Below are 23,551 nucleotides of genomic sequence, written 5' to 3' on the forward strand. Positions count from 1 at the left end.
AACAAAAGGTTTTAATGGTTTTTTAGTAATCTAAAACTAGCTTACATCATACCGCCCATCATGCCTGGATCCATTCCTGGAGCTCCCATTGGTGCTTCTGGTTCTGGCTTGTCAGCAATAACTGCTTCTGTTGTTAAAATAAGTGAAGCTACACTTGCAGCATTTTGCAAAGCAGAGCGTGTGACTTTTGTAGGGTCTACAATACCTGCTTCAATCATATTAACCCATTCGTCAGTTGCCGCATTGTAACCAACACCCACTTCGGCACTCTTCAAGTGGTCAACTACTACAGAGCCTTCCATACCAGCATTATCAGCAATTTGACGAACTGGTTCTTCTAAAGCACGTAATACAATGTTAATACCTGTTAAGACATCGCCTGTTTCGTCCAATTCTGCTACTTTCCCGGCAACATTAACAAGGGCTGTACCACCACCTGAAACAATACCTTCTTCGACTGCTGCACGAGTTGCATTTAAGGCATCTTCAATTCTTAATTTTAATTCTTTCAATTCTGTTTCTGTTGCTGCACCAACTTTAACCACCGCAACACCACCAGAAAGTTTTGCTAAACGTTCTTGTAGTTTTTCACGGTCAAAATCAGAAGTTGTATCTGCTATTTGAGAGCGAATTAAGCTAACACGTTCTTTAATGGCATCTGTTGCTCCTGCCCCTTCAACGATAGTGGTATTATCTTTATCCACTACTACTTTTTTCGCACGACCAAGCGCTTCGATTGTCGTGTCTTTTAAATCCAACCCTAAATCTTCTGTAATAACAGTACCACCTGTTAAGATAGCAATATCTTCTAACATCGCTTTACGACGGTCACCAAATCCTGGTGCTTTAACTGCCGCTACGTTAAATGTTCCACGAATTTTATTTAACACTAGCGTTGGTAATGCTTCTCCATCAACGTCATCAGCAATGATTAATAATGGTTTACCTTGTTGTAAGATTTGTTCCAATAATGGTAAGATATCTTGAATATTTGAGATTTTCTTATCTGTAATTAAAATATATGGATCTTCTAAAACAGCTTCCATTTTATCGTTATCTGTCACCATATATTGTGATAGATAACCGCGGTCAAATTGCATTCCTTCTACCACATCTAATTCAGTTTCAATCCCTTTTGATTCTTCAATCGTGATAACGCCGTCGTTACCTACTTTTTCCATGGCTGCTGAAACTAAATCTCCCACTTTTTGTGAACCAGAAGATACTGCGGCAACTTGAGCAATCGCTTCTTTTGTTTCAACTGGACGAGAAATATCGTGAAGTCCTTCAACGGCTGCTTTCGTTGCTAGCTCGATACCACGACGAATACCTACTGGGTTAGCACCAGCTGTAACGTTTTTCAATCCTTCACGAACAATAGCACGTGTTAAAACTGTCGCTGTTGTTGTACCATCTCCAGCAATATCATTCGTTTTAGACGCTACTTCAGAAACTAATTGTGCTCCCATATTTTCAAAATGGTCTTCCAATTCGATTTCTTTTGCAATCGTTACCCCATCATTAGTAATAAGTGGCGAACCGTAACCTCTTTCTAAAACCACATTACGTCCTTTTGGTCCTAATGTTACTTTTACTACATCTGCTAATGTATCAACTCCGCGCACCATTGCTTCGCGTGCGTCACCTGAAAATTTAATATCTTTTGCCATTTCTATCACCTCTCGAATTTTTATTCTACTATTGCGATAATGTCTTTTTCATGTAAGATTAAATAATCTTTTCCTTCATGTGTCACTTCAGATCCCGCATATTTTTCAAATAAAACGCGGTCTTCTTTTTTAACTGATAATGGAAGTTTGTCTCCATTTTCTAAAGTGCGACCTTCACCAACAGCGATAACTGTTCCAATTTGAGGTCTTTCTTTGGAAGCAGATGTCAGGACTAATCCTCCTGCTGTTACTTCTTCTTGTTCTGCCACTTCCAGAATGACACGATCTCCTAATGGTTTTAACAATGTAAATCCCTCCATTTAGTTTTATCTTTTAGCACTTAATGATTAAGAGTGCTAATCCACTTATTATAATACCTATTCTTTTTCTTTTTGGCAAGTCTTTTGCTATGATCGATTTAACAAACAAAAAAAGTTACTACAAAATGTGTAGTAACTTTTAATTTAGTTAGTAGTGGACTGATCTTCGCCATAATGGTTTAAGAAGTAAATTAAGGTTTGCAATTCATGTGTCAAGTTAACACTTTGCACTTGCACATGTTTTGGCGTTGTTAAACGAACTGGCGTAAAGTTCATAATCCCACGAACGCCCGCTTCGATTAATTGATTTGCCACATCTTGCGCTGCAGAAGAAGGAACTGTCATAATTGCAATTTCAATTTGTTGTTGTTTAATTTGCTCGACCATGTCTGACATTGGATAGACAGGAATACCTTCGACAATACGGCCAACTAGGTCTTCTTTCACATCGAACGCCGCACTAATACGGATATTATTCCCTTGGTGGAAACCGTAGTTTAATAACGCATTACCTAAGTTACCAACCCCAATAAGCGCCACATTTGTTAAGCGGTCTTCTGTTAAAATCTTACCAAAAAATTCTAACAAACTCTCTACGTCATAACCGTAGCCACGCTTACCGAGTTCTCCAAAGTAAGAAAAGTCACGACGAATCGTCGCACTGTCAACTTTAACTGCTTCACTTAATTCTGTAGAGGAAACTTTTGTTTTCCCTGAATCTAATAATACGCGTAAATAGCGATAATACAACGGCAACCTTTTGGCAGTTGCACGAGGAATTGTTTGTGTTTTCATAATGATTTTCTCCCTTTCCAGTATTGTTGTTTACCCATCGTTCTGGAATTCACATTACTATAATACCAGTAATTACACATATAATGCAATTTTGTTGTCTCAATTGTGAAAAAGTTCTTGCAGTCAACACTTTTTAGTTTTTTATCTTTTTCAATATGATATTATAAATAAAGGAAACGAGGTTATAAAATGATTCTATTACAAGCAAATCAAGTGGCGCGCCATTTTGGTGCAGATGTCCTTTTTGAACAACTTTATTTAGAAATACAAGATACGAGTCGCATTGCTTTAGTTGGACGAAATGGAGCAGGAAAGTCGACATTATTAAAAATAATCGCGGGTATCGAAACACCCGATCAAGGAAATATTTCCAAAATAAAAGACTTGACTATCGGCTATTTAGCACAGGATACTGGCTTTCAATCTGAAAAAACTGTCTGGGAAGAAATGTTAAGTGTTTTTGAATCCGTTATTCAAACAGAACAACAACTACGTACATTAGAACAAAAAATGGCCGATCCTACAATTTATGAAGATGAAGAAAACTATCGGCATCTTTTAAAAACGTATGATACCATTCAAGTAAAATTTCATGATATGAACGGATTTGGCTATGAAGCGGAAATTAAATCTGTGTTAAATGGTTTTCAGTTCGATGCTTCTTTTTACGATCGTCCAGTCAACGCTCTCTCTGGCGGACAAAAAACACGACTAGCCTTAGCTAAGTTACTTTTAGAACGGCCACAACTGTTAATCTTAGACGAGCCGACAAACCACTTGGATATTCAAACTCTGTCATGGTTAGAAGGCTATTTGCAAAACTATCGTGGCGCGTTACTTATGGTTTCACATGACCGTTACTTTTTAGACCAACTTGTCAATGAAGTTTATGAACTTAGTCGTCATAAGATGACACATTACAAAGGAAACTATACACGCTATTTGATATTAAAAGAAGAAAAAATGCGGTTAGAATGGCGTGCCTTTGAAAAACAACAAGACTCGATTAAAAAGATGGAAGAGTTTGTAGCAAAAAACATTGCGCGAGCAAGTACGACGAAGCGTGCACAGAGTCGAAGAAAACAGTTAGAAAAGCTAGAGCGTATTGAGCAGCCTCTAGGGGATGAGAAGTCTGCGAGTTTTCGTTTTCCAATTGAAAAAGCTTCAGGTAATATCGTCCTACAAGTCGAGGACGCGAGTATTGGGTTTGACGACCACGTATTAGCTGCTCCGATTAAATTAGACATTCGCAAGCAAGAAGCTGTCGCGTTGGTCGGTCCAAATGGGATTGGTAAATCGACGCTATTAAAAGCAATTATTGAAAAACAGCCCTTTCTAACCGGAGAAAAACGTACGGGTTCAAATGTTTCAATTGGTTATTATGATCAGGAACATCAACAACTGTCGTCAAATAAAACCGTACTTAAAGAGTTATGGGACGAACATCCTACTACGCCTGAAAAAGAAATTCGAACGATGTTAGGCAGTTTTCTATTTTCTGGAGAAGATGTTGAAAAAACGATTGGCCTTCTGAGTGGTGGAGAAAAAGCGCGCGTGGCTTTGGCAAAACTAGCTATGCAAAAAAACAATTTTTTAGTACTCGATGAGCCGACCAACCATTTAGATATCGATAGTAAAGAAGTTTTAGAAGAAGCGTTGATTCACTATGAAGGCACGATTTTATTTGTTTCTCATGACCGTTACTTTATCAATCGTATTGCCACAAAAGTAATCGAACTAGAAGCCGATGGTACTAAGGAGTATCTAGGTGACTACGATTACTTTGTCGATAAAAAAGCTGAATTAGCCGAACTGGCCGCACTTCAAGCCGAAGAAACGTCGCCAGAAGTACCTAGCACGACGGCCTCTTCTAATAAGCAAGACTACCAAGCTTCAAAAGAATTACAACGGGAACAACGTCGCTTGGAACGCTTAATCGCTGAGAGTGAGCAAGCTATTGAACGTTTAGACCAAGAAATGCAACAACTCCAAGAAGAAATGGCGCTTCCTGATAATTTACAAGACCATACTAAGCTCTTATCTTTACAACAAACACTTGAAGAAAAAGAAATGGCACAGCTTGACTTATGGGAAACATGGGAAACAGCTTCTCATGAATTAGAAACGCTAACTTAAAAAAAGAGTGCGAGAAAATTCTCGCACTCTTTTTTAGTTTTCATTCTCGATAAATAAACTGAGAAGGAATTTCAAGTTGTTCGGGTTGGTTGTCACTGGTTACAATCCGAAAAGCTTCTTGGCCAATTCGATACGCATGATGATCGACTGTAGAAAATTTTAACAAGCGACTGCTCAATTGGTTTTCTTGTCCTACAATAATTGGCGGTGTCTGTTTTTGTTCATCATAGTAACGCAAAACGCCACTGGCAATATCATCGCCATTAGCAAAAACTGCTTGGATTTCATTTTGCTTAGCTAGCACATCTTTTGCTACTTGATATCCGTCCGTTTCATCCATCATTCCTGTGATGATTTGATGTGGCTTCGGTGGGCAACCATAAACATGCTCATATGCCTCTACTATTAACGCACTTGTTGCACTTCCATCGCTCTCCCTACTCATCAGTAAGACAATAGATTGACCAAAATGCTGTTTTAAATAATGAAAAACTTCCAAGTAAGCTGGCAATCGGTCGCAATAAACAGCTGATAATAAGGACGTATCGGGGTTTTCACAACACACAACCGGTGCATACTGCGTATACCGGGTCAACTTCTCCAACGAGCTAGCACGCGAAATAAAAATAAGTCCGTCAAATGCTTTGCGTTGAAGCTGATTCAAATATGTGTCTTCCAACTGTTCGTCGTAAGATGACGGTAAAATGACAATGCGATACGGTGTTGAAAAAGCTGCGTTCACGACACCGTTTAATATTTCCGTAAAAAACGGATGAATCGTATTGGGGATGACCACGCCAATCTGACGAGTTTTCCCATGACTCAAATGCCTAGCTAACTCATTCGGTTGATAATCCAACTCGTCAATCACTTGTAAAATAGTTTGTCGGGCTGTTTCAGAAACATGATGTCGCTGATTAAGGACGCGCGAAACAGTCGAAACGGAATAGCCACTTTTCTTGGCTATATCGTGAATCGTTGTCATATTACCCGTCCTTTCTTTTACCATCGTCTAACTCATCATTAAAATTTCCATATTCTCTATTTCTAATGCTTGGATAAAATAAAGCAAGTCTAAATACAGCTTATGCGAATGAACATAAATTATAAGATAGTCACTAGTTTGAAGGGACGGTAGCTCTCTTGAAAAAGAAGTCTTATCCGTTAATACACACGCTTTTGACGATGTATCTGAAGCATCAATCGTTAATATTGGAAAGTAACGTGTCAGTATAAAAACAAGCTTTTCTTTCAGCGAAGTGTCGCATTTTTGCCAATTAAAGCATAATTCCTGTCCCTCTGTAATTGACCGTTGAATAGGATACGGATTTTGAGTTATCGCCATTTTTATACCTCCTAGATTATGATTACTTCTAGTATAATGGCTAAAACCCGTTTCAGGTCAACTACTAATTTGTTTTAACGTGGGATGGCTTCGCTAAGTTTTTGATAGATAACATTTACTTCTTCTAAATCTCGCGCCGTCGCTCCACTAGCTAGTGGATGCCCGCCCCCTTTATGTTCTTTCGCTATCGTATTAATCACAGGTCCCTTCGAACGAATACGGACACGATAATATCCTTCAGGCTGTTCGACAAATAGCGCCCATGTTTGAACACGGTCAATTTGACCCGGTAAGGGAATGAGTGAAGATGTTTCACTATCATCGACGTTATATTTTTCTAAGATATGATGCGGCAGAATAATTCGGGCTGCACCATACTCATCAATTTCTAAATGCTCTAACGCATAACCAGATAGCCACGCCACATTTTCTGTTATTTCATCTAATTGTCGATTTAACAAAGTTGCATCAAAGTTAAAACGTCGTAAAGCTGCTGCTACCTCCATTGTTCTAGGCGTAGTACTTGGATACATAAAACGACCCGTATCCCCTACAATCCCACCATATAACAACCGGGCTGCTTCATCTGTCATCACTAATTGTTCTGGGAAAGTCGCATAAAACTCGTAAATCATCTCGCTACAACTACTTGCGTTCGTATCCACCCAAACAATCTCTCCATAAGGTTCATCGTTAGGATGGTGATCAATTTTTATCACTTTTTCACCTAATGCATAGCGCTTATCACTAATTCGTGGTGCATTTGCGGTATCAGTAACAATCACTAACGCTTGCTCATAATCATCATCTGCGACCTCATCCATCGTTGTCAGATAATCTAAGTCGTTGACCGTTCCGCCTACTTTATAAATTGATTTTTCTGGAAAACTAGCTTGTAGTATTTCCGCTAATCCTGCTTGAGAACCAAGCGCATCCGGGTCAGGACGTTCATGACGATGAATAATAATCGTTGAATAATGCTGAATCTCTTGTAATATTTCTGTTAATACTGCTTTTCTCATCTGCAGACTCCCCTTTTACGAAATTTCCATTAATTGACACACGACAATAGCTTTACCAACCACTGAATTATCTAAATATACTTCGACATCTACTTTAGCAGACCGTCGTCCGATTTCTAAAATACGTGGTCGGATTTCAATCTCGCTTTCCAAAGGAATCATTCTAAAATAGTAAATTAAGATGTGTTCAATCACGATATTTCGTTTTTCTTGCTGTGACATGACACGTTCAACAGCGCTAGCAATGACTTCATTTAAAACACCGTACGACAAGACCCCCACGTTGCTTACCATTTGTGGCGACACATTAAACATAAAGCGCAAGTCGTGACTTCCCTCCATGCTTGGCAACGGTTCAATATCTTCTGAAATAATATCCGAAATGGTATTGGCTACTTGTGGTTGTCGTTGTGACATTTGCATTGCCTTCATGACGTCACGTCGAGAGATAATCCCTATTAAAGATAAATCATCTTCGACGACGGGCATCATTTCTAAGCCGTCCCAAATCATTAAATGGCCAATACTTGCTACACTCATGTGTCGCTTAGCGTGGTTAGGCGACTTTGTCATTACCTTTTCTAATGACTGTGTTAGCGGTTTTCCGATAACATCTTTCGCTGTTACGACCCCTAACACCCGCATATTATGATTAACAATAGGGAACCGTGAATGGCCTGTTTCAGATGCTTTAGTTTCATACTGTGCAACGGTATCCGTTTGATATAAGTAGTCGGTATTTTCTAAGTTCGTATAGATATCGCCTACAAGCATAATATCTTTTTTGATTAATTGGTCACTAATCGCACGATTAATCAGACTGGCAACCGTAAAAGTATCATAGGTGGTACTTAAGATAGGCAGATTTTCACGATCAGCTAACGCGATTATCTCTTCGCTCGTAGTAAAGCCTCCAGTAATTAAAACGGCTGCACCACTTTCAAGTGCTAAACGTTGAACACTTTCTCGATTCCCTACAATCATTAAGGAATGAGATGAGATGTAGCGTTCCATTGCATCTTCTGTCATCGCCCCAATGACAAACTTACTCAACGTGCGATCTAATCCACTCTCACCACCCAAGACGTCACCTTCGATAATTTTGACGACTTCATGGAAAGTCAACCGTTCTATTGTTGATTTCGTCTTGCGTTCAATACGAATCGTCCCCACACGTTCTATCGTTGAAACAAGACCATTCGTTTCCGCCGCCTTAATCGCACGATAAGCTGTTCCATCACTAACATTTAATGCTTTCGCAATACCACGTACAGAGATTCGCTCTCCTACTGGCAGTTCTTCAATATGTGCGAGTATTTGCTCATGTTTTGTTGCCATTTTTTCTCCTCTTCCTCCCAAAAACTAATACAGTTTTCATGGGACTGTTTCATTCCTTTATTATATACAACTTCTGAAGTAATGGGCAACTATTAAAATTAGCATCACACTTTTGTATTAAGCCTTGGCACGACGTTGTGCTTTAAACCTAACTAACGTCATCAGAAAGGCTAGTAGACAAATCACAAATGACACCCAATAAACGACATGCATACCGTATAAAAAGATATCTGGTCGGTCAGCTAAGTAAGAAATGACTTTTGACCCCATACGATAAGACATCGCTTGATATAACACCGTTGTAGAAAGTGAAATTCCTATAACCATTCCCATATTACGTGCTAATGAATTTAAACTTCCCGCAATCCCTAAGTCTTCTTTTTCTACGCTACTCATCACAATCGTGTTGTTAGGCGATTGAAACATGGCGTTGCCTAAGCCCATCATACCTGGAATAACAGCAAATAAAGCAAGAGGCGTCTGCCCATCTACTTGTGTATATAAAAATTGAGAGAGTGTCAGAAGCGCTAAACCGACTAGACAGAGGATGAGCGGCCCTATTTTGTCTGATAGCCACCCACTTAAAGGAGCTGCTACCACCATGACCATTGGAAAGACCATCATAATTAAACCCGCCTCTTTAGGTGATAAGGCTCTCAAACTTTGCAAATAAAACGGCAGTACCACGTTGGTAAAGAAGTTACTTACAAAAATCAACGACCCTGTTAACAAACTCATGGTAAACATTTTGTTTTCAAATAATTTAAAAGATACAAGCGGGTAGGTCACTTTCTTTTCTACTCGTAAAAACAAATAAAAACTGATAAACGCTAAAACAAAGAGCAATAAAACTCCTGGACGGTTAAACCCAAACTCTTGTCCTAAAAATACACCACCAAAAAACGTCATAATAAAAGTGCCAAATGTTGCAAAACCAGCATAATCAATTTCACGATGCGATTGATAGGTGTCTTTTGGTAAGTAACGTTGTCCGACTAAAATCGTGATAATCCCTACTGGAACATTAATTAAAAAAATAACCGGCCAGTCAAAATGAGCGAGAATAAAACCACCAACACCGGGTCCAGTAATCGACCCTAATGAAACAAAGGCTCCCATCATCCCTAACGCTCGTCCTCTTTCAGACATAGGAAATACTTCTGTAATAATCCCTGTTCCTGTCGCCATAGTCATACTAGCTCCAATAGCTTGAATCATACGAGCGATTAATAAAATCCAAAGCGAGCCAGGGATACCACATAAAGCAGAACCAATGACAAAAATAACTGTTCCCCACTTAAAAACTTTTACTTTCCCTTTGCTATCTCCTAACTTTCCAAAGAGTAATAAAAAGGCACAGACTGTCATAAGATAAATTGACACGACCCATTCGACTTGATTCATAGACACGCCTAATTCAGCTGAAATTGTCGGCATGGCAATGTTCACAATACTCCCATCCAGCGTAGACATAAAGGTGAAAAGTCCTACAGCCGCTAACACGTACCAGCGACGATGATTCATATTTGTTTGTTCCATCACGTTTTCCTCCTAAAACATACAAAAACCTCTTCTGCCTAAGCAGTCGAGGTTTTATCATGTTCATTATTTAATAGAAACCTTTATTATTTACGTCGTTGACTTGTTTCCATAATGACCGGTAAAATGACCGGACGACGTTTTGTTTGCTCAAATAGATAGCGACTTAATTGGTCGCGAATATCTTGTTTTAATTTACTCCATTCAAAGTCATTATCTACTAGATTTTTTTCAATAACTTCTTCTACAATACGAGCACTTTCATTTAATAAGTCACGGCTCTCACGTACATAGACAAATCCACGTGACGTAACTTGTGGTTTTGAGACAATTTTACGCGTACGACGGTTGATAGTCGCAACTGCGATAAAAACTCCGTCCTCAGATAAGATACGACGGTCGCGTAAGACGATGTTGCCAATATCACCGACTCCAATCCCGTCAACCATGATATTTTGTGCCTCAACACTTTTTGCCATATGCATGCGTTGACCGTCATACTCGAGGACATCACCACGGCCTGTAATAAAGATATTTTTATACGGAATTCCCACATCATTAGCTAAATCAGCATGAGCCGCTAACGTGCGGTACTCTCCTTGTACCGGAATAAAATAAGTTGGTTTTAATAAATTTAACATTAATTGTAAATCGTTAGGACCACCATGACCAGAAACAGCGACATTATCGGAGATTGTTTTAATCGTTCCACCAGCACGATACACCATATCTTCTGTTTTAGCCAACTCTGTTTCTAACGCTGTTGACGGCGTCGTTGTAATGTAGACTAAGTCATCTTCGCCTATATTAATCAAGCGATTACGTCCTGTTGCCATTTTTTGTACCGATTTAATTGGTTCACCCATCCTACCTGTTTCTAACACGAGAAGTTGGTTAGGTGCTAATTTTTTAAATTGATGCGGTTTAATAAATAAGTCCTTATCAGGCAAATCAATTTTACCTAAACGGATAGCAATGTTAATGATTTCATTGACATCACGACCATTTAACAATACTTTTCTTTCCGTACGATGAGCTGCGTCTAGTATTTGCTGAATTCGTTGCAAATTACTAGCCACACCTGCGACTATAATACGTCCTTCCCAGTAACGAAGAGTGTCATACACATCTTCTGCGACTTCTTTTTCAGAAACGAGTAAACGTGGATTTTCTGCATTAGAAGAATCACTTAGTAATGCTAACACATCGCCACGACCAATTTCTGCTAAACGAGCAAAATCTGTTCGATACATTGGAATCGAACTGTGGTCAAACTTAAAATCACCCGTATAGACGATTTTCCCTTCTGGCGTACTCACAACAATCCCGACAGAATCTGGTATAGTATGCGTCGTTCTAAAGAAACTAATCACATTTTTACCAAAGTCAATTTCACTAAACTCATCAATAATGTGAAAATCTTTAAATTTCTTAGATTCTGCATATTCAGATGTCGCCAACTTCGCTAACTCAATAGTCAACTCTGTCCCAAAAACAGGAACCGGTATTTCTTCTAATAAATAAGGCAAAGCGCCGATTGCGTCGGCATGCCCATGCGTCAGAAAGACTCCGACAACTTTCTCTTTATTTTCTATTAAATAAGAAAAATCAGGAATTACCGCGTCAATCCCTAGCAAATCATTTTCAGGGTACTGTAATCCACAATCTAACACATAAATCTCATCGTCGACTTCGACGACGTACATATTTTTTCCATTTTCGCGAACACCGCCAAATGGAATAATTTTGATTGAACTCAACTATTGTCACCTCTTTTTTTATTTTCGGTTTCTAGTAAAGGGGGGAACCGCCTTTACTACGTCTTTAATTGACTTATTGGTCTAAATATAAAGCAGAATTGCTTGTTATCTTATCAAACACTTACCGATACTACTGTGTTTTTCACAGTCTCCACCTTATTTTAACATAGCTAGACAAAAAATTCTTGCTTGAATCACTGTGGAAGAGATTATTTTCATATTAAAAAGAGACTCAAGATTATTTTTTATTCTCTTTTCTACATTTTTTATCACAACAAAAAACTACCGTTCTCACGGTAGTTTTAGTTAACTTCGGACGAATTGCGCTTCGTACAGTCGACGATAAGCACCTTCTGGTTGAGCCATTAATTCATCATGACTGCCTTCTTCCACTATGCCTTGCTCGTCTACCACGACAATCCGCGTCGCATGTTTAATCGTTGCTAATCGATGCGCGATAATGAGTGTTGTTCTGCCTTCAGCTAGTTGGAACAATGACTCTTGAATGACTTGCTCTGTTTCAGTATCCAGTGCCGATGTCGCTTCATCTAAAATCAAAATTGGCGGATTCTTTAAAAACATTCGTGCAATAGATACCCGCTGTTTTTGTCCTCCAGACAGCTTTACACCCCGTTCGCCAATCATCGTATCCAAACCTTCTGGCATCTGTTCCACAACACGCTCAAGATGCGCTAAACGGACGGCTTCTTGAATCTCGTCTTCAGTAGCATCTAATTTACCGTAAGCAATATTCTCACGAATCGTCCCCGGAAAGAGATAGACGTCTTGTTGTACAATCCCAATATGATGACGCAGTGAATCGAGAGTGACGTGCTGAATATCTTGTTGGTCTATCGTGATTTTTCCGTCTGAAATCTCATAAAAACGTGGCAATAAATTACAAAGAGTTGTTTTACCGGCACCACTCGGTCCAACAAAAGCGACTGTTTCCCCCACTTGCACGTTTAACGAAACGTTAGACAGAACAGGTGTGCCGTCAGAATAAGAGAACGTGACATTTTGATAGGCAATATCTCCTTTAACTTGCACTAAGTCCCGTGCTTGTGGATGATTTTGAATCGTAGATGGACGGTCGATTTCTTCAATAAAACGCTTAAAACCAGCAATCCCTTTTGGATAACTTTCAATCATCGTATTGACTTTTTCAATCGGACGAACGAAAACATTTGTTAATAAAATAAACCCTACAAAATCCCCATACGTTATTTCTCCACGAATGGTATATAACGCACCAAAGATTAATGCAAAAAGATTAATCAAGCGAATCAGAAAATAGTTATACGAAGAGCTGACAGCCATAACTTGATAAAACTTAATTTTTGCTTTTCGGTAGCCTTGATTAACTTTTTCAAATCGCACTTGTTCAAATGGTTCATTCGCAAAGGCTTGAACGACACGAATTCCACTGACAGCAGCTTCAATACCCGCATTAAACTCACCTAACGACTGAAAAATTTCCGTATTGACCTTTGTCATTTTCTTATTAAAAAAGACTAAGGCTAACGTAAGAAATGGAATTAAAATAAACGTAGCTAAGGCTAACTTCAAATGAATACGGGCCATCAACACAAATGCCCCGATTACCGTCATCACTGTAATAAAGACATCCTCTGGACCATGATGTGCGACCTCTGAGATTTCAAACAAATCCGTTGTTAGACGACTCATCAACTTTCCTGTTTTTTGATTATCATAGTATTCAAATGGTTGTGTCTGTAAGTGATGATATAACTCTCGACGCATATCTGTTTCAATATTAACCCCTAACAAATGCCCAAAATAGACGACAATGTATTGTAAGGCCGTATTAACTAAATAAAAGAATAATAAGGACAAACATGCCACGACAATTAATCGCATATCCTTTTGTGGCAAGATATCATCAATCACACGATTGACGACAATCGGAAAGGCCAATTCTAAAATGGCTGCGACAATGGCGCAGCTAAAGTCTAATATAAATAATCGTTTATAAGGACGATAATAACTAAAAAAACGTTTTAACATATGTTTTCCTCCAATCTTGTTTGATTATACCCGAGTGTTCTAAAAAAAGAAAAACTATCTGTCTTGAAAAACAAGACAGATAGTACTACGTCTTCCATTGTAACAACTGACGAATATCTTCTTCACTGAGAGTCGTAGGGGCCACTTCGTCTGACGTCATGACAGACTGAAACAAATCTCGCTTTTCTTCTTGCAGCTGATAGATACGTTCTTCTATCGACCCACGAGCCATGAGTCGCCATACCTCGACGACTTTCTTTTGACCCATACGATGAGCACGGCTGGAAGCTTGTTCTTCGACAGCAGGATTCCACCATAAGTCGTATAAGACTACAGTATCTGCGCCAGTCAAGTTCAAACCCGTTCCTCCCGCTTTCAATGAGATGAGAAAGACGTCACGTTCACCACTGTTAAAAGCATTGACCATTTCTTGTCGTTGTTTCGCCGGCGTGCTACCTCTCAGATAAAAAGAGGCAATATCTAATTCAGCCAACTCTGTTTCAATTAAGGTTAACATTTTAGTAAACTGAGAAAAAATCAACAGACGACGACCACTTGCTTTAGCAGATACGACTAAGTCTTTTAATTGATTGAGTTTTCCAGACTCGCCCGTATAATCCTCTACAAATAAACGTGGATCACAGCAAATTTGTCGTAGACGTGTTAAACCGGCAAGAATAGACCAACGATTCTTCTGGAAATCACTTCCAGACATTTGATTGAGTGTATCAGTCATTTGTTGAAGATAGGCGACATATAGCGTTTTTTGTTCTTCTGTTAAATCACTATATAAATTTGTTTCAATCTTTTCTGGTAATTCTTGAAGCACTTCTTGTTTCGTCCGCCGTAAAACAAACGGTTGAATCATCTTTTGAATCGACGTGACCGGTAACTTTTGAAACTGTCGTCTACTCGGTAAAAATCCTGGCATAATTAAATGAAATATCGACCACAACTCATCAATATGATTTTCAATCGGTGTTCCACTTAATGCAAAACGCTGTGCAACTTTTAAAGACTGGATTGCACGGAATGTTTTGGTTTCACTATTTTTAACCATCTGCGCTTCATCTAAAATAAGCGTTTCAATCGTCACCCCATGATACAGGTCAATATCCTGTCGTAAACTTGCATAAGACGTAATCAAACAATCCATTTGATTGGCAACAGCATCTTTAATCGCTTGTTCACGCTGTTCTTTAGCCCCCATCACGATTTGCGTCCGTAATGTAGGCGCAAATTGCTGACACTCCTGTTGCCAATTGTAAACTAAACTGGCTGGGGCTACGATAAGCGATAAACTTTCTTCATTACGATGTTTTAATAAATAAGCGATTGTTTGAATCGTCTTCCCCAGTCCCATGTCATCCGCTAATATTCCACCAAGTTGCCATTTACTTAATTGATCTAGCCAACGATAACCCGTTAATTGATACGGTCGCAACGTTGCATTTAGATCATCAGGCGCTGTTTCAGTTAAACGGCGGGGATTGATTAACGACAACAACATCTCTTCAATTGTTTCAGACTCCTTAAACGGTTGCGCATCCGCTAGATTTGTCGACAACTGCAACGCTTGAAACGGCGTCAAACGCATATTGCCCTCTTTTAATTGCCATTTCCCTCGTAAATGCTGTAACCCATGACTGACTTCTTGATAATTATCTGACGTCAAATCTAAAATACTTCCATCACTCAATTGATGAAAAGCTTTCTTTTGTCGCAAACTCTTCCAGACCGCGTCAATTTCCTCTGGTTCAATCCCTGAAATATCAAATTTAAAGCTAAACCAAGAATCATTGTCTGTTACTTCGAGGTCTGGTTGATACTGTGCCCCTTCTAAATACGCCGCTTGAACTTCTTCTGACAGCACAACTTCTCCTAGTGAACGAAGAGCTGGCAACTGATTTTTAAAGAAATGATAAATAGTTTCTCCCTTGATAAACGGTAGTGCCAACTCTCCTTGTTCAAGTGCACATCCAAAAAGCGCTTCTGTCTGAAATATGACACGTTTTTCTTCCATCTCATCATGAAGTAACGTGTCTGGACCTTTTTCATCAGGACGCAACCAATACTCACCGTATTTAAAAAACAAAGAAACTTGTAAGGTGTCTTGGACACGCTCTAAAAAGAAACGCACGTCCAGCGGCTCATCAATCAACGCTTCCAAAATATCTGACGCTATTTCATACGTTCCCACTTGTTTTAATACTGGTAGCAAGTGATTAAAAACTTCACTCTGCTGTTCTCGTGCAAAAGTAAAACGCGCATTATCCATTCGCTTTAATCGCTCATCTAAAAGTTGAAATAACCGATATACTTCCAGTGTAGGCACATACAATTGCCCATCGGCTAAAAACCAACCTATGTAGCTGAGATGTTGTTGGTACACTCTGTCTAACGCTATCGTAAATCCTTTTTCACTTTGTGAGATACGACTATGGATTAAAGGTGCTGTTTGATTAATAAACGGCCATGTTAATACGTTTTCCGATATTTTTATCGTAATCATCGCTTGATAGTCGGGCGTTTCTAACCACTTTCTCAGCGATAATGATGACGCCGTCATATACTTGCTTCCTAAATTTGTAACATGCTTATTCACCGTCGCTTGTTTAATATAAGCGTATTCACTTGCTAGCTCGCTTAATAGCCCCCAAGTCGCCGTATCAAAATGAGCAGGTTGTAAATAGTACACGGCTTGGTGAATCTCAATCGTTTTACTTTGACGCAACTGTTCAAAGAAATAACCTAAGTCACGCACGACATACGTTTTACCATGTGCCTGTCCTATTTTTAATGACAAAACTAATCCTGTCTGCTTAGCATAACCTTGAATAAACTCGTGTTCTTCTATCATAAGCATTAATTGATAGGCCGCTATTTCAGGTGACCAAGGACGATACGTTTCTTGAAACGTCATCAACTCTTCTTTAAATTGTTGGCTAGCATTGGGCATTTTAGGAATATCAGATAAATCATCATTTTGCGCCATTACACGCTGATAACCTAACTCTCGTAAGTACAATTCAACCGCAACTGTATGGCGACAAAAACCACGAGTATTGTCAGGGCACTGACACTCATCCCACTCCTTTGCCGTTCCGTCTAAGTGTACACGATAACGTTTGTCATCTAGCACGTCTGCTTGCCAACGAACTTGGTCGGCATCTTGTTTTAACGACATCACACGTCCTTCATTTAATAACTCTCTCGCTTGATCTACCACTTTTTCTGGAATCGTCCACTTCATGCTCCCACCTCCTCTTCAAGACTTTATCCTTTTATTGTACCAAACTTTAGCTAAGATACAAAAAAGCCAATGAGTTTTATGACTCATTGACCTTCTTACTTTTCGGAATATATTTAAAATTAGGATTGATTTCGTTATCGAGTTGCGCAAAGGCTCTAGACATACGTCGCTCGACTTCTTCAATCCCCTCTTGGTCTAACTTTTTAATATCACTGACGTCAATCGGATCACCAAAACGAACTGTAACCTTTTGACGTTTTAGTAAGCCTCCAAATGTTAGCGGCCCTTGATACACCGCTGGCACAATTGGAACACGTGCCATTTTGGCAATTAACGCAGCGCCTCCTTTTAACTCATCGGAGTGACGCGTCCCGCTAGGAAACATGATTAAACTCAAATCGGTATTACGTAGCGATTTGACTGGTGTCTTAATCACACTGGGACCAGGTTTTTCTCGATCAACAGGAAAAGCATGCGCGTGTTCTAAAATCCATCTTAAAATCGGATTTTTAAATAATTCTGCTTTCGCCATAAAAGAGAATTCTTTAGGCGACGCCGCTAAAGCAAAATAAATCGGATCCCACCACGTACGATGTGGCCCTACTAAGATGTAGTTCGTATCTGTTGGCAATTTTTCACGTTGTTCATAACTAGCACGGCCATTTATCACCCATACGATAAAACGGGCAACTTGTCGAATAAATCTAAAAAACATACTGAAACCTTCCTTTCAGACTCTTTGTGATAAGTATGCCGAAAAAAAGCCGAATCTGCAAGTTTTTTCTTTATATTACAGACTCGCTTACAAAAAACTTCATGTTATAATAAGGACTCAAACAAAAAAAGGAGACATCATCATGACTCACTCTTTACTACTAAAAAATGAACGCATCGACCAGTTTATCGCTGGCGATATTCAGATTATTCAAAGCCCTGAGGTTTTTTCTTTTTCACTCGACGCCGTTTTACTCGCACATTTTGCACGCATCCCTAAACGCGGAAAAATCGTCGATTTATGTGCTGGAAATGGAGCTGTCGGCCTATTTATCAGCTCACGAACATCCGCAACGATTACAGGCGTTGAAATTCAAGCACGTTTAGCTGATATGGCTCAACGAAGTATTCAACTCAATCAATTAGAAACACAGTTAAACATACTAAATATCGATTTAAAAGAGACGACACAGTATATAGATAAAGACAGTATTGATGCTATCGTTTGTAATCCTCCCTATTTTAAGGAATTACCGACAAACACTAAAAACCCCAATCCTCATTTAGCTATCGCTCGTCATGAAATCAGTGCGACTTTAGAAGATGTGATAGCTGTTTCAGCTGGCCTTTTAAAAATGAATGGGAAACTAACAATGGTACATCGTCCAGAACGATTGGTTGAAATTTTACAATTAATGCAGCAATACGGTATCGAGCCTAAACGCATGCGACTTGTTTATCCTAAACATGGCAAAGAAGCCAACACTCTCTTAATTGAAGGAATCAGACACGGCAAGCCTGGAGGCCTCGTTATTTCACCGCCACTTTACGTATACGATGATACGAATCATTATTTACCTGAAGTGCAGGAGATGCTATATGGAAAACAATAAATCTCATTATTTCTACGTCTTATTATGCGCAGACAATACCTTTTATGGTGGTTATACGACAGACCCTGTCAGACGCCTAGCCGAACATAATGATGGAATTGGCGCTAAATACACGCGTATCCGAAGTCGCCGACCGATGAAAATGATTTATACCGAAGCCTTTACGACACGAAGTGAAGCCATGCGTGCAGAGTACGCCTTTAAACAACTCGCTCGCCATGAGAAAGAACGCTTTTTAAAAAACTATTTACCATAAGAAAGGAGCCCGTCTTGAATCAAACATTAATAGAAATCAAAGAATCTGACATGCAACGTTTCTACTCCGTTTACTTAGCACATCTCAATCGCTCTTTGTTAACACGTCTTAAATTAGCAGGTAGTGGCTTTTTGGTTGTGAGTATCATGATTGCTCTCTTTTTGCCTACTTTTTTCCCCTTAGCTATTATCACGATTATTTTAAGTGCCATTTGTTTTTATTTTCAACAACGTATCGTCCCACACACATTGGAAAAACAGCGTACTACTTTATTAGACAGCCTTTTTCTCGGTGTTTTTGATTTTAACATCCAAGACCAAACGCTTATATTCACCCATGCACGTTATCAACGGATGTGGCGAGTAGATGATCTAGAAAAGTGTGTCGTAACACCCGAACACATCGCTCTCTTTCCAAAAGAAGATAAATTCATGTTAGTTTCTAAACTTCAATTAAACACAGAGGCACGTCATAACTTAACAAAAGTTTTAACAAACTGCCCTACCACTTATTTAAACTAAAAAAACGACCTGAAAATTCAGGTCGTTTTTTAGATTTATTGTAAACCAATCATCATCGCAATCATAATTGCAATAGTTCCTAATATAAAGAAGAAACCTTGCATTTTAATTTGAAACTTCGCCCAAGTCGACCAATTCATACGCGCCACACCTAGCACCCCTATCAAGCTAGCAGATACTGGCGTAAACGTATCAACGAATCCAGCACCTAACTGATACGCTAAGACAGCCACTTGACGAGAAACACCTAGAATATCAGCCAGTGGAGCCATAATAGGCATTGTTAAAGCTGCCTGACCAGAATTAGACGTGACAACTAGATTAAACATACTTTGGAAAAGATACATTGCCCATGCCCCAATAAATGCTGGAACACCTGCTAAGACATTACCAATCCCATATAACATTGTATTTAAAGCAGATGGCATATTCGCATCCGCTCCCCCTAAAACTAACAAGATACCTTTAGCCATCCCGACAACAACTGCCGTACCGGCTAAATCAGCTACCCCTGTTTGAAACGCAGATGCCACATCATTGATGCCCATATCATTTAAATTAAATATCACCGCAATAAAACCTGCCACAATTCCCATGACAAAAAATTGAGAGGCGATTTCAGGAATATAGTACCCTTTAACCGTCACACCCCATATAATCCAAATTAAAACAGCCAACATTTCTAACAAAATAAGTTTATGACCTAACTTAAACGCGACATCTTTTTCTTCAGTCGCACTTAAATGATCACGGAAATATTGGTCAGTCTTATAACTTAGGGACTTTTCAGGATGTTTCCGAATACGTTCACCGTAAATCATAATATAAGCTGCTGACAGTGCCGTAATAACTACCCACATAATCAAACGGAAAGTCGCCCCTGATAAAATTGGCACACCGGCGATTCCTTGCGCGACTGCTACACTAAAAGGACTCATCCAAGAAGTTGCATTTCCGACTTGTGACGCAACATAGGTAACGGTCACCGCTACAATCGAATCATAACCAAGTGCGATAACAAACGGCACCATAATCATCGAAAAAGGAATGACTTCTTCAGCCATACCGAAAGTTGCCCCACCTAAAGAAAATAAGAAAAACAGAATCGGTAGTGCAAGTCTTTCTAGCCCTCGTGTTTTATTAATAAAACTATAAATCCCTGCATCAATCGCCCCTGTGGACATGATAATACCAAATGCACCACCGACAACGAGAATTAAAGCTACTATCCCTACAGCAGAACCATATTTATCACCAGAAACCAATCCCTCAAAAATATAATTTAAAAAGCCAAAACCGCCTACATCATCTGTCCCCCAGACACGTGCGGTTTTATGACGTTTCTTTTGTTGATCGTAGATTTTGTCACCATATAAATCGTACAATTCATCGTCATCTAACCCTATCTCTGCTAACTTCTCTTCAGTTAACTCGCTAGCAGTGTTTTCTTCCAACAACTGTTGCAAGTCTTTCTGATTGACCTCTGTTTCTTCCAATTTATCAGAATCCGTTAACAGACGCTCCAAAGATTCATAAACATACGTCTGATTCAATGGGTAATCGTAACGAAACGTTTCTGGTTTTAAAACCGTTCGTGTGCTTACGCCACCTTCGGCATTTTCATATTCCTTATCCTCCACACTAAACTTACCTGCTGGTACGAGAAACGTCAGTATCCAACAAAAAAGTACCACACCAAAAATAATGGCGTAGGTATGAGGGGTTTTCATTTGCGTTAAATCACGCTTTTTTCCCTTCATCTATATACCTCCCTATTTTTTCTTTGTTTTTTTAAAAATCGTGCAAAAAATATTATAGCATATTTCTTTGCCATACGTCTTTTTTAGTGAAATAACACCTTTCACAAATGAAACCGGACACATTTTTAATTCTGTCCGTTCAAAAGGAAGCCTTTTCATTTTATAATAAAGACAAGTTAAAAAACGAAAGGAAGTCACGTAGATGAAAAAAATAATTAATCAACCAGAAAATGTTGTCGATGATATGTTAAATGGTTTAGCCTACGCTCATGAAGATTTAGTTAGACGCCTTCCCGATACAGGGGTAATTGTCCGTCAAAAAGAAGAAAAAGGAAAAGTCGCACTTGTTAGTGGTGGCGGAAGCGGTCACGAACCAGCTCATGCAGGGTTTGTTGGTAAAGGAATGTTAGCTGCAGCAGTCTGTGGACCTGTCTTTACATCTCCTACTCCCGACCAAGTACTCACAGCGATTCAAGAAGTGGATGCTGGCGCAGGTGTTTTCTTAATTATTAAAAACTACTCTGGCGACATTATGAACTTTGAAATGGCAAAAGATATGGCAGAAATGGACGACATCGCCGTTGACTTTGTTGTCGTCGATGATGACATTGCAGTTGAAGACAGTCTTTACACAGCAGGTAAACGTGGTGTCGCAGGTACCGTACTAGTCCATAAAATTTTAGGCGCCGCAGCAGATATGGGAGCTAACTTAGAAGAAATCAAAGCTCTCGCTGATAAAATCGTTCCTAATATCAAAACATTAGGAGTAGCACTATCCGGTGCAACTGTTCCAGAGGTTGGCCATCCAGGCTTTACTTTAGAAGAACAAGAAATTGAATTTGGTGTAGGGATTCACGGAGAACCAGGATACCGTAAAGCAACTATTGCACCATCAAAAGAATTAGCAGCAGAAATTGTTGAAAAACTAAAAGGTCAGTTCGAGTGGAAAAAGGGCGATCGTTTTGCTTTATTAGTCAATGGATTAGGAAGCACACCATTAATGGAACAATATATCTTTATTAATGATGTGAAACAATTATTAGAAGCAGACGGTTTAGAGGTTGATTTTAAAAAGGTTGGCGACTACATGACTGCTATTGATATGGCAGGACTATCATTAACAATGATGAAACTTGAAGAAGAAAACTGGTTAGACAAGTTAAACTATGCAACAGAAACAATTGCTTGGGTCTAACACGAAAGGACGTAACGAGATGAAACAAGAAAATATTCGAACATGGTTAGATTTATTTACAGATAAAGTGAATGAAAATAAAAGTTATTTAAGCGACTTAGATGGCGCAATCGGTGATGGCGACCACGGAGCAAACTTAGCTCGTGGTACGACTGAAATGAAAAAAGCACTGGAAGCAAAAAATCCAGAAACAGCCGCAGACATCTTTAAAATTGCAGGCATGACACTGGTTAGTAAAGTTGGTGGCGCTTCTGGTCCCCTTTACGGTTCTGCTTTTATGGGAATGGCTAAAGCAGCCAAAGATTCTGATGACCTCGTGACTATTTTAGAAGCAGGTCGAGATGGCATCCGTAAGATTGGTAAGAGTGATCGTGGGGAAAAAACTATGCTTGATATGTGGTTCCCTGTTATAGAAGCCTTAAAAGAAAACAAATTAACAGCTGAAGCTATTGCTTCATTTGCAGAAGAAACAAAAGAGATTAAAGCTACTAAAGGACGCGCTTCTTACCTTGGCGAGCGTTCGATTGGTCACCTTGATCCAGGTGCTGTTTCAAGTCAATATTTATTTGAAACAATGTTAGAAGCGGAGGTTATTTAAATGAGTCAATTAGGTGTGGTTTTAGTTTCACACGTTCCTGAATTAGTCACAGGTATTTCACGTCTTTTAAATGAAGTGGCAAAAGATGTTTCTATCACTATTGCCGGTGGTACAGATGATAACGAAGTCGGAACAAGTATGATGAAAATTGAAGAAGCATTTGAAGCTAATGAAGCCGATACGATACTTGCTTTTTACGACTTAGGAAGTGCCAAAATGAACTTAGAAATGGCAATGGAAATGACCGATAAAGAGGTCACTCTTTACGATACCGCCTTTGTCGAAAGTAGTTACACAGCAGCGGCACTTATTCAAGCAGGTGCAACAAAAGAAATGATTGAAGAACAACTAGCACCACTTAAAGTTAAATAGGTAGTAATGATTTATCACATATATTAGGAGGAAAAA

20 protein-coding genes are annotated in these 23,551 nt (G+C 39.2%); 7 read left to right on the forward strand and 13 right to left on the reverse strand.

What is annotated here, in order from left to right; all coding sequences use genetic code 11:
• Nucleotides 1-41: 41 nt before the first annotated feature.
• The 3 genes from groL to CBF33_RS01395 form a co-directional block, all read right to left on the reverse strand.
• Nucleotides 42-1,670, reverse strand: a complete 1,629-nt coding sequence (gene groL, locus CBF33_RS01385) for a chaperonin GroEL (protein ID WP_126760893.1) — start codon at nucleotides 1,668-1,670, stop codon at nucleotides 42-44.
• Between the two features lie 20 nt (nucleotides 1,671-1,690).
• Nucleotides 1,691-1,975 (reverse strand): co-chaperone GroES, encoded by a 285-nt coding sequence (gene groES / locus CBF33_RS01390; RefSeq protein WP_126760895.1) that lies wholly within the window; start codon nucleotides 1,973-1,975, stop codon nucleotides 1,691-1,693.
• Between the two features lie 159 nt (nucleotides 1,976-2,134).
• Nucleotides 2,135-2,785, reverse strand: a complete 651-nt coding sequence (locus CBF33_RS01395) for a redox-sensing transcriptional repressor Rex (protein WP_023606824.1) — start codon at nucleotides 2,783-2,785, stop codon at nucleotides 2,135-2,137.
• Between the two features lie 189 nt (nucleotides 2,786-2,974).
• Between CBF33_RS01395 and CBF33_RS01400 the strand changes: the two genes are divergently transcribed.
• Entirely contained in the window at nucleotides 2,975-4,921 is a 1,947-nt protein-coding gene (locus CBF33_RS01400; protein WP_126760897.1) for an ABC-F family ATP-binding cassette domain-containing protein, read from the forward strand.
• A gap of 40 nt (nucleotides 4,922-4,961) precedes the next feature.
• On the opposite strand, the gene CBF33_RS01405 is transcribed toward CBF33_RS01400, so the two are convergent.
• The 9 genes from CBF33_RS01405 to CBF33_RS01445 form a co-directional block, all read right to left on the reverse strand.
• Entirely contained in the window at nucleotides 4,962-5,930 is a 969-nt protein-coding gene (locus CBF33_RS01405; RefSeq protein ID WP_126760899.1) for a LacI family DNA-binding transcriptional regulator, read from the reverse strand.
• Nucleotides 5,931-5,933: 3 nt separating this feature from the next.
• Nucleotides 5,934-6,266 carry a hypothetical protein gene (locus tag CBF33_RS01410; protein ID WP_126760901.1) on the reverse strand — a complete coding sequence of 111 codons (333 nt, stop codon included), beginning with the start codon at nucleotides 6,264-6,266 and terminating at the stop codon, nucleotides 5,934-5,936.
• A 74-nt stretch (nucleotides 6,267-6,340) separates the two neighbouring features.
• Complete coding sequence (locus CBF33_RS01415) at nucleotides 6,341-7,288, reverse strand: DHH family phosphoesterase (RefSeq protein WP_126760903.1); 948 nt, start codon at nucleotides 7,286-7,288, stop codon at nucleotides 6,341-6,343.
• A gap of 15 nt (nucleotides 7,289-7,303) precedes the next feature.
• Nucleotides 7,304-8,626, reverse strand: a complete 1,323-nt coding sequence (locus tag CBF33_RS01420) for a DRTGG domain-containing protein (protein ID WP_023606819.1) — start codon at nucleotides 8,624-8,626, stop codon at nucleotides 7,304-7,306.
• A gap of 117 nt (nucleotides 8,627-8,743) precedes the next feature.
• Nucleotides 8,744-10,165 carry an MFS transporter gene (locus CBF33_RS01425; RefSeq protein WP_126760905.1) on the reverse strand — a complete coding sequence of 474 codons (1,422 nt, stop codon included), beginning with the start codon at nucleotides 10,163-10,165 and terminating at the stop codon, nucleotides 8,744-8,746.
• Nucleotides 10,166-10,251: 86 nt separating this feature from the next.
• Complete coding sequence (locus CBF33_RS01430; protein WP_126760907.1) at nucleotides 10,252-11,925, reverse strand: ribonuclease J; 1,674 nt, start codon at nucleotides 11,923-11,925, stop codon at nucleotides 10,252-10,254.
• 306 nt (nucleotides 11,926-12,231) lie between these two features.
• Nucleotides 12,232-13,953: an ABC transporter ATP-binding protein gene (locus tag CBF33_RS01435; protein WP_126760909.1), complete on the reverse strand. Its 1,722-nt coding sequence runs from the start codon at nucleotides 13,951-13,953 to the stop codon at nucleotides 12,232-12,234.
• Between the two features lie 85 nt (nucleotides 13,954-14,038).
• Nucleotides 14,039-17,206: a DEAD/DEAH box helicase gene (locus CBF33_RS01440; protein ID WP_126760911.1), complete on the reverse strand. Its 3,168-nt coding sequence runs from the start codon at nucleotides 17,204-17,206 to the stop codon at nucleotides 14,039-14,041.
• A 76-nt stretch (nucleotides 17,207-17,282) separates the two neighbouring features.
• Entirely contained in the window at nucleotides 17,283-17,921 is a 639-nt protein-coding gene (locus tag CBF33_RS01445) for a lysophospholipid acyltransferase family protein (protein WP_126760913.1), read from the reverse strand.
• Between the two features lie 142 nt (nucleotides 17,922-18,063).
• Here CBF33_RS01445 and CBF33_RS01450 point away from each other — a divergent pair, with 142 nt between their 5' ends.
• Genes CBF33_RS01450 through CBF33_RS01460 form a run of 3 tightly spaced genes read left to right on the forward strand, consistent with a single transcriptional unit; the run spans nucleotide 18,064 to nucleotide 19,590 of the window.
• Complete coding sequence (locus tag CBF33_RS01450; RefSeq protein WP_126760915.1) at nucleotides 18,064-18,813, forward strand: tRNA1(Val) (adenine(37)-N6)-methyltransferase; 750 nt, start codon at nucleotides 18,064-18,066, stop codon at nucleotides 18,811-18,813.
• A complete protein-coding gene (locus CBF33_RS01455) occupies nucleotides 18,800-19,069 on the forward strand; it encodes a GIY-YIG nuclease family protein (RefSeq protein ID WP_023606812.1) in 270 nt (89 codons plus the stop codon). The genes CBF33_RS01450 and CBF33_RS01455 overlap by 14 nt, the downstream gene beginning before the upstream one ends.
• Nucleotides 19,070-19,083: 14 nt before the next feature.
• The gene (locus CBF33_RS01460; RefSeq protein ID WP_126760917.1) at nucleotides 19,084-19,590 is read left to right on the forward strand and encodes a hypothetical protein; all 507 of its coding nucleotides are present in this window, start codon (nucleotides 19,084-19,086) and stop codon (nucleotides 19,588-19,590) included.
• 35 nt (nucleotides 19,591-19,625) lie between these two features.
• Here the strand turns inward: CBF33_RS01460 and yfcC are convergent, their stop codons facing one another.
• Nucleotides 19,626-21,350, reverse strand: coding sequence for a putative basic amino acid antiporter YfcC (gene yfcC, locus CBF33_RS01465; protein WP_126760919.1), 1,725 nt, complete (start codon nucleotides 21,348-21,350; stop codon nucleotides 19,626-19,628).
• 202 nt (nucleotides 21,351-21,552) lie between these two features.
• On the opposite strand from yfcC, the gene dhaK reads away from it, so the two are divergent.
• Genes dhaK through dhaM form a run of 3 tightly spaced genes read left to right on the forward strand, consistent with a single transcriptional unit; the run spans nucleotide 21,553 to nucleotide 23,515 of the window.
• Complete coding sequence (gene dhaK / locus CBF33_RS01470) at nucleotides 21,553-22,545, forward strand: dihydroxyacetone kinase subunit DhaK (RefSeq protein ID WP_126760922.1); 993 nt, start codon at nucleotides 21,553-21,555, stop codon at nucleotides 22,543-22,545.
• 19 nt (nucleotides 22,546-22,564) lie between these two features.
• The gene (gene dhaL / locus CBF33_RS01475; protein ID WP_126760927.1) at nucleotides 22,565-23,143 is read left to right on the forward strand and encodes a dihydroxyacetone kinase subunit DhaL; all 579 of its coding nucleotides are present in this window, start codon (nucleotides 22,565-22,567) and stop codon (nucleotides 23,141-23,143) included.
• The gene (gene dhaM / locus CBF33_RS01480) at nucleotides 23,144-23,515 is read left to right on the forward strand and encodes a dihydroxyacetone kinase phosphoryl donor subunit DhaM (RefSeq protein WP_023606803.1); all 372 of its coding nucleotides are present in this window, start codon (nucleotides 23,144-23,146) and stop codon (nucleotides 23,513-23,515) included.
• Nucleotides 23,516-23,551 lie beyond the last annotated feature (36 nt).

This window comes from Vagococcus lutrae, assembly GCF_003987555.1.
Taxonomy (GTDB): Bacteria; Bacillota; Bacilli; order Lactobacillales; family Vagococcaceae; genus Vagococcus_A; species Vagococcus_A lutrae.

Excerpts from the sequence above, each read along its gene's own strand:
- groL (WP_126760893.1), bottom strand. The coding sequence starts at position 1,670 with ATGGCAAAAGATATTAAATTTTCAGGTGACGCACGCGAAGCAATGGTG.
- CBF33_RS01395 (WP_023606824.1), bottom strand. The coding sequence starts at position 2,785 with ATGAAAACACAAACAATTCCTCGTGCAACTGCCAAAAGGTTGCCGTTG.
- CBF33_RS01400 (WP_126760897.1), top strand. The coding sequence starts at position 2,975 with ATGATTCTATTACAAGCAAATCAAGTGGCGCGCCATTTTGGTGCAGAT.
- CBF33_RS01405 (WP_126760899.1), bottom strand. The coding sequence starts at position 5,930 with ATGGTAAAAGAAAGGACGGGTAATATGACAACGATTCACGATATAGCC.
- CBF33_RS01410 (WP_126760901.1), bottom strand. The coding sequence starts at position 6,266 with ATGGCGATAACTCAAAATCCGTATCCTATTCAACGGTCAATTACAGAG.
- CBF33_RS01415 (WP_126760903.1), bottom strand. The coding sequence starts at position 7,288 with ATGAGAAAAGCAGTATTAACAGAAATATTACAAGAGATTCAGCATTAT.
- CBF33_RS01420 (WP_023606819.1), bottom strand. The coding sequence starts at position 8,626 with ATGGCAACAAAACATGAGCAAATACTCGCACATATTGAAGAACTGCCA.
- CBF33_RS01425 (WP_126760905.1), bottom strand. The coding sequence starts at position 10,165 with ATGGAACAAACAAATATGAATCATCGTCGCTGGTACGTGTTAGCGGCT.
- CBF33_RS01435 (WP_126760909.1), bottom strand. The coding sequence starts at position 13,953 with ATGTTAAAACGTTTTTTTAGTTATTATCGTCCTTATAAACGATTATTT.
- CBF33_RS01440 (WP_126760911.1), bottom strand. The coding sequence starts at position 17,206 with ATGAAGTGGACGATTCCAGAAAAAGTGGTAGATCAAGCGAGAGAGTTA.
- CBF33_RS01445 (WP_126760913.1), bottom strand. The coding sequence starts at position 17,921 with ATGTTTTTTAGATTTATTCGACAAGTTGCCCGTTTTATCGTATGGGTG.
- CBF33_RS01450 (WP_126760915.1), top strand. The coding sequence starts at position 18,064 with ATGACTCACTCTTTACTACTAAAAAATGAACGCATCGACCAGTTTATC.
- CBF33_RS01455 (WP_023606812.1), top strand. The coding sequence starts at position 18,800 with ATGGAAAACAATAAATCTCATTATTTCTACGTCTTATTATGCGCAGAC.
- yfcC (WP_126760919.1), bottom strand. The coding sequence starts at position 21,350 with ATGAAGGGAAAAAAGCGTGATTTAACGCAAATGAAAACCCCTCATACC.
- dhaK (WP_126760922.1), top strand. The coding sequence starts at position 21,553 with ATGAAAAAAATAATTAATCAACCAGAAAATGTTGTCGATGATATGTTA.
- dhaL (WP_126760927.1), top strand. The coding sequence starts at position 22,565 with ATGAAACAAGAAAATATTCGAACATGGTTAGATTTATTTACAGATAAA.
- dhaM (WP_023606803.1), top strand. The coding sequence starts at position 23,144 with ATGAGTCAATTAGGTGTGGTTTTAGTTTCACACGTTCCTGAATTAGTC.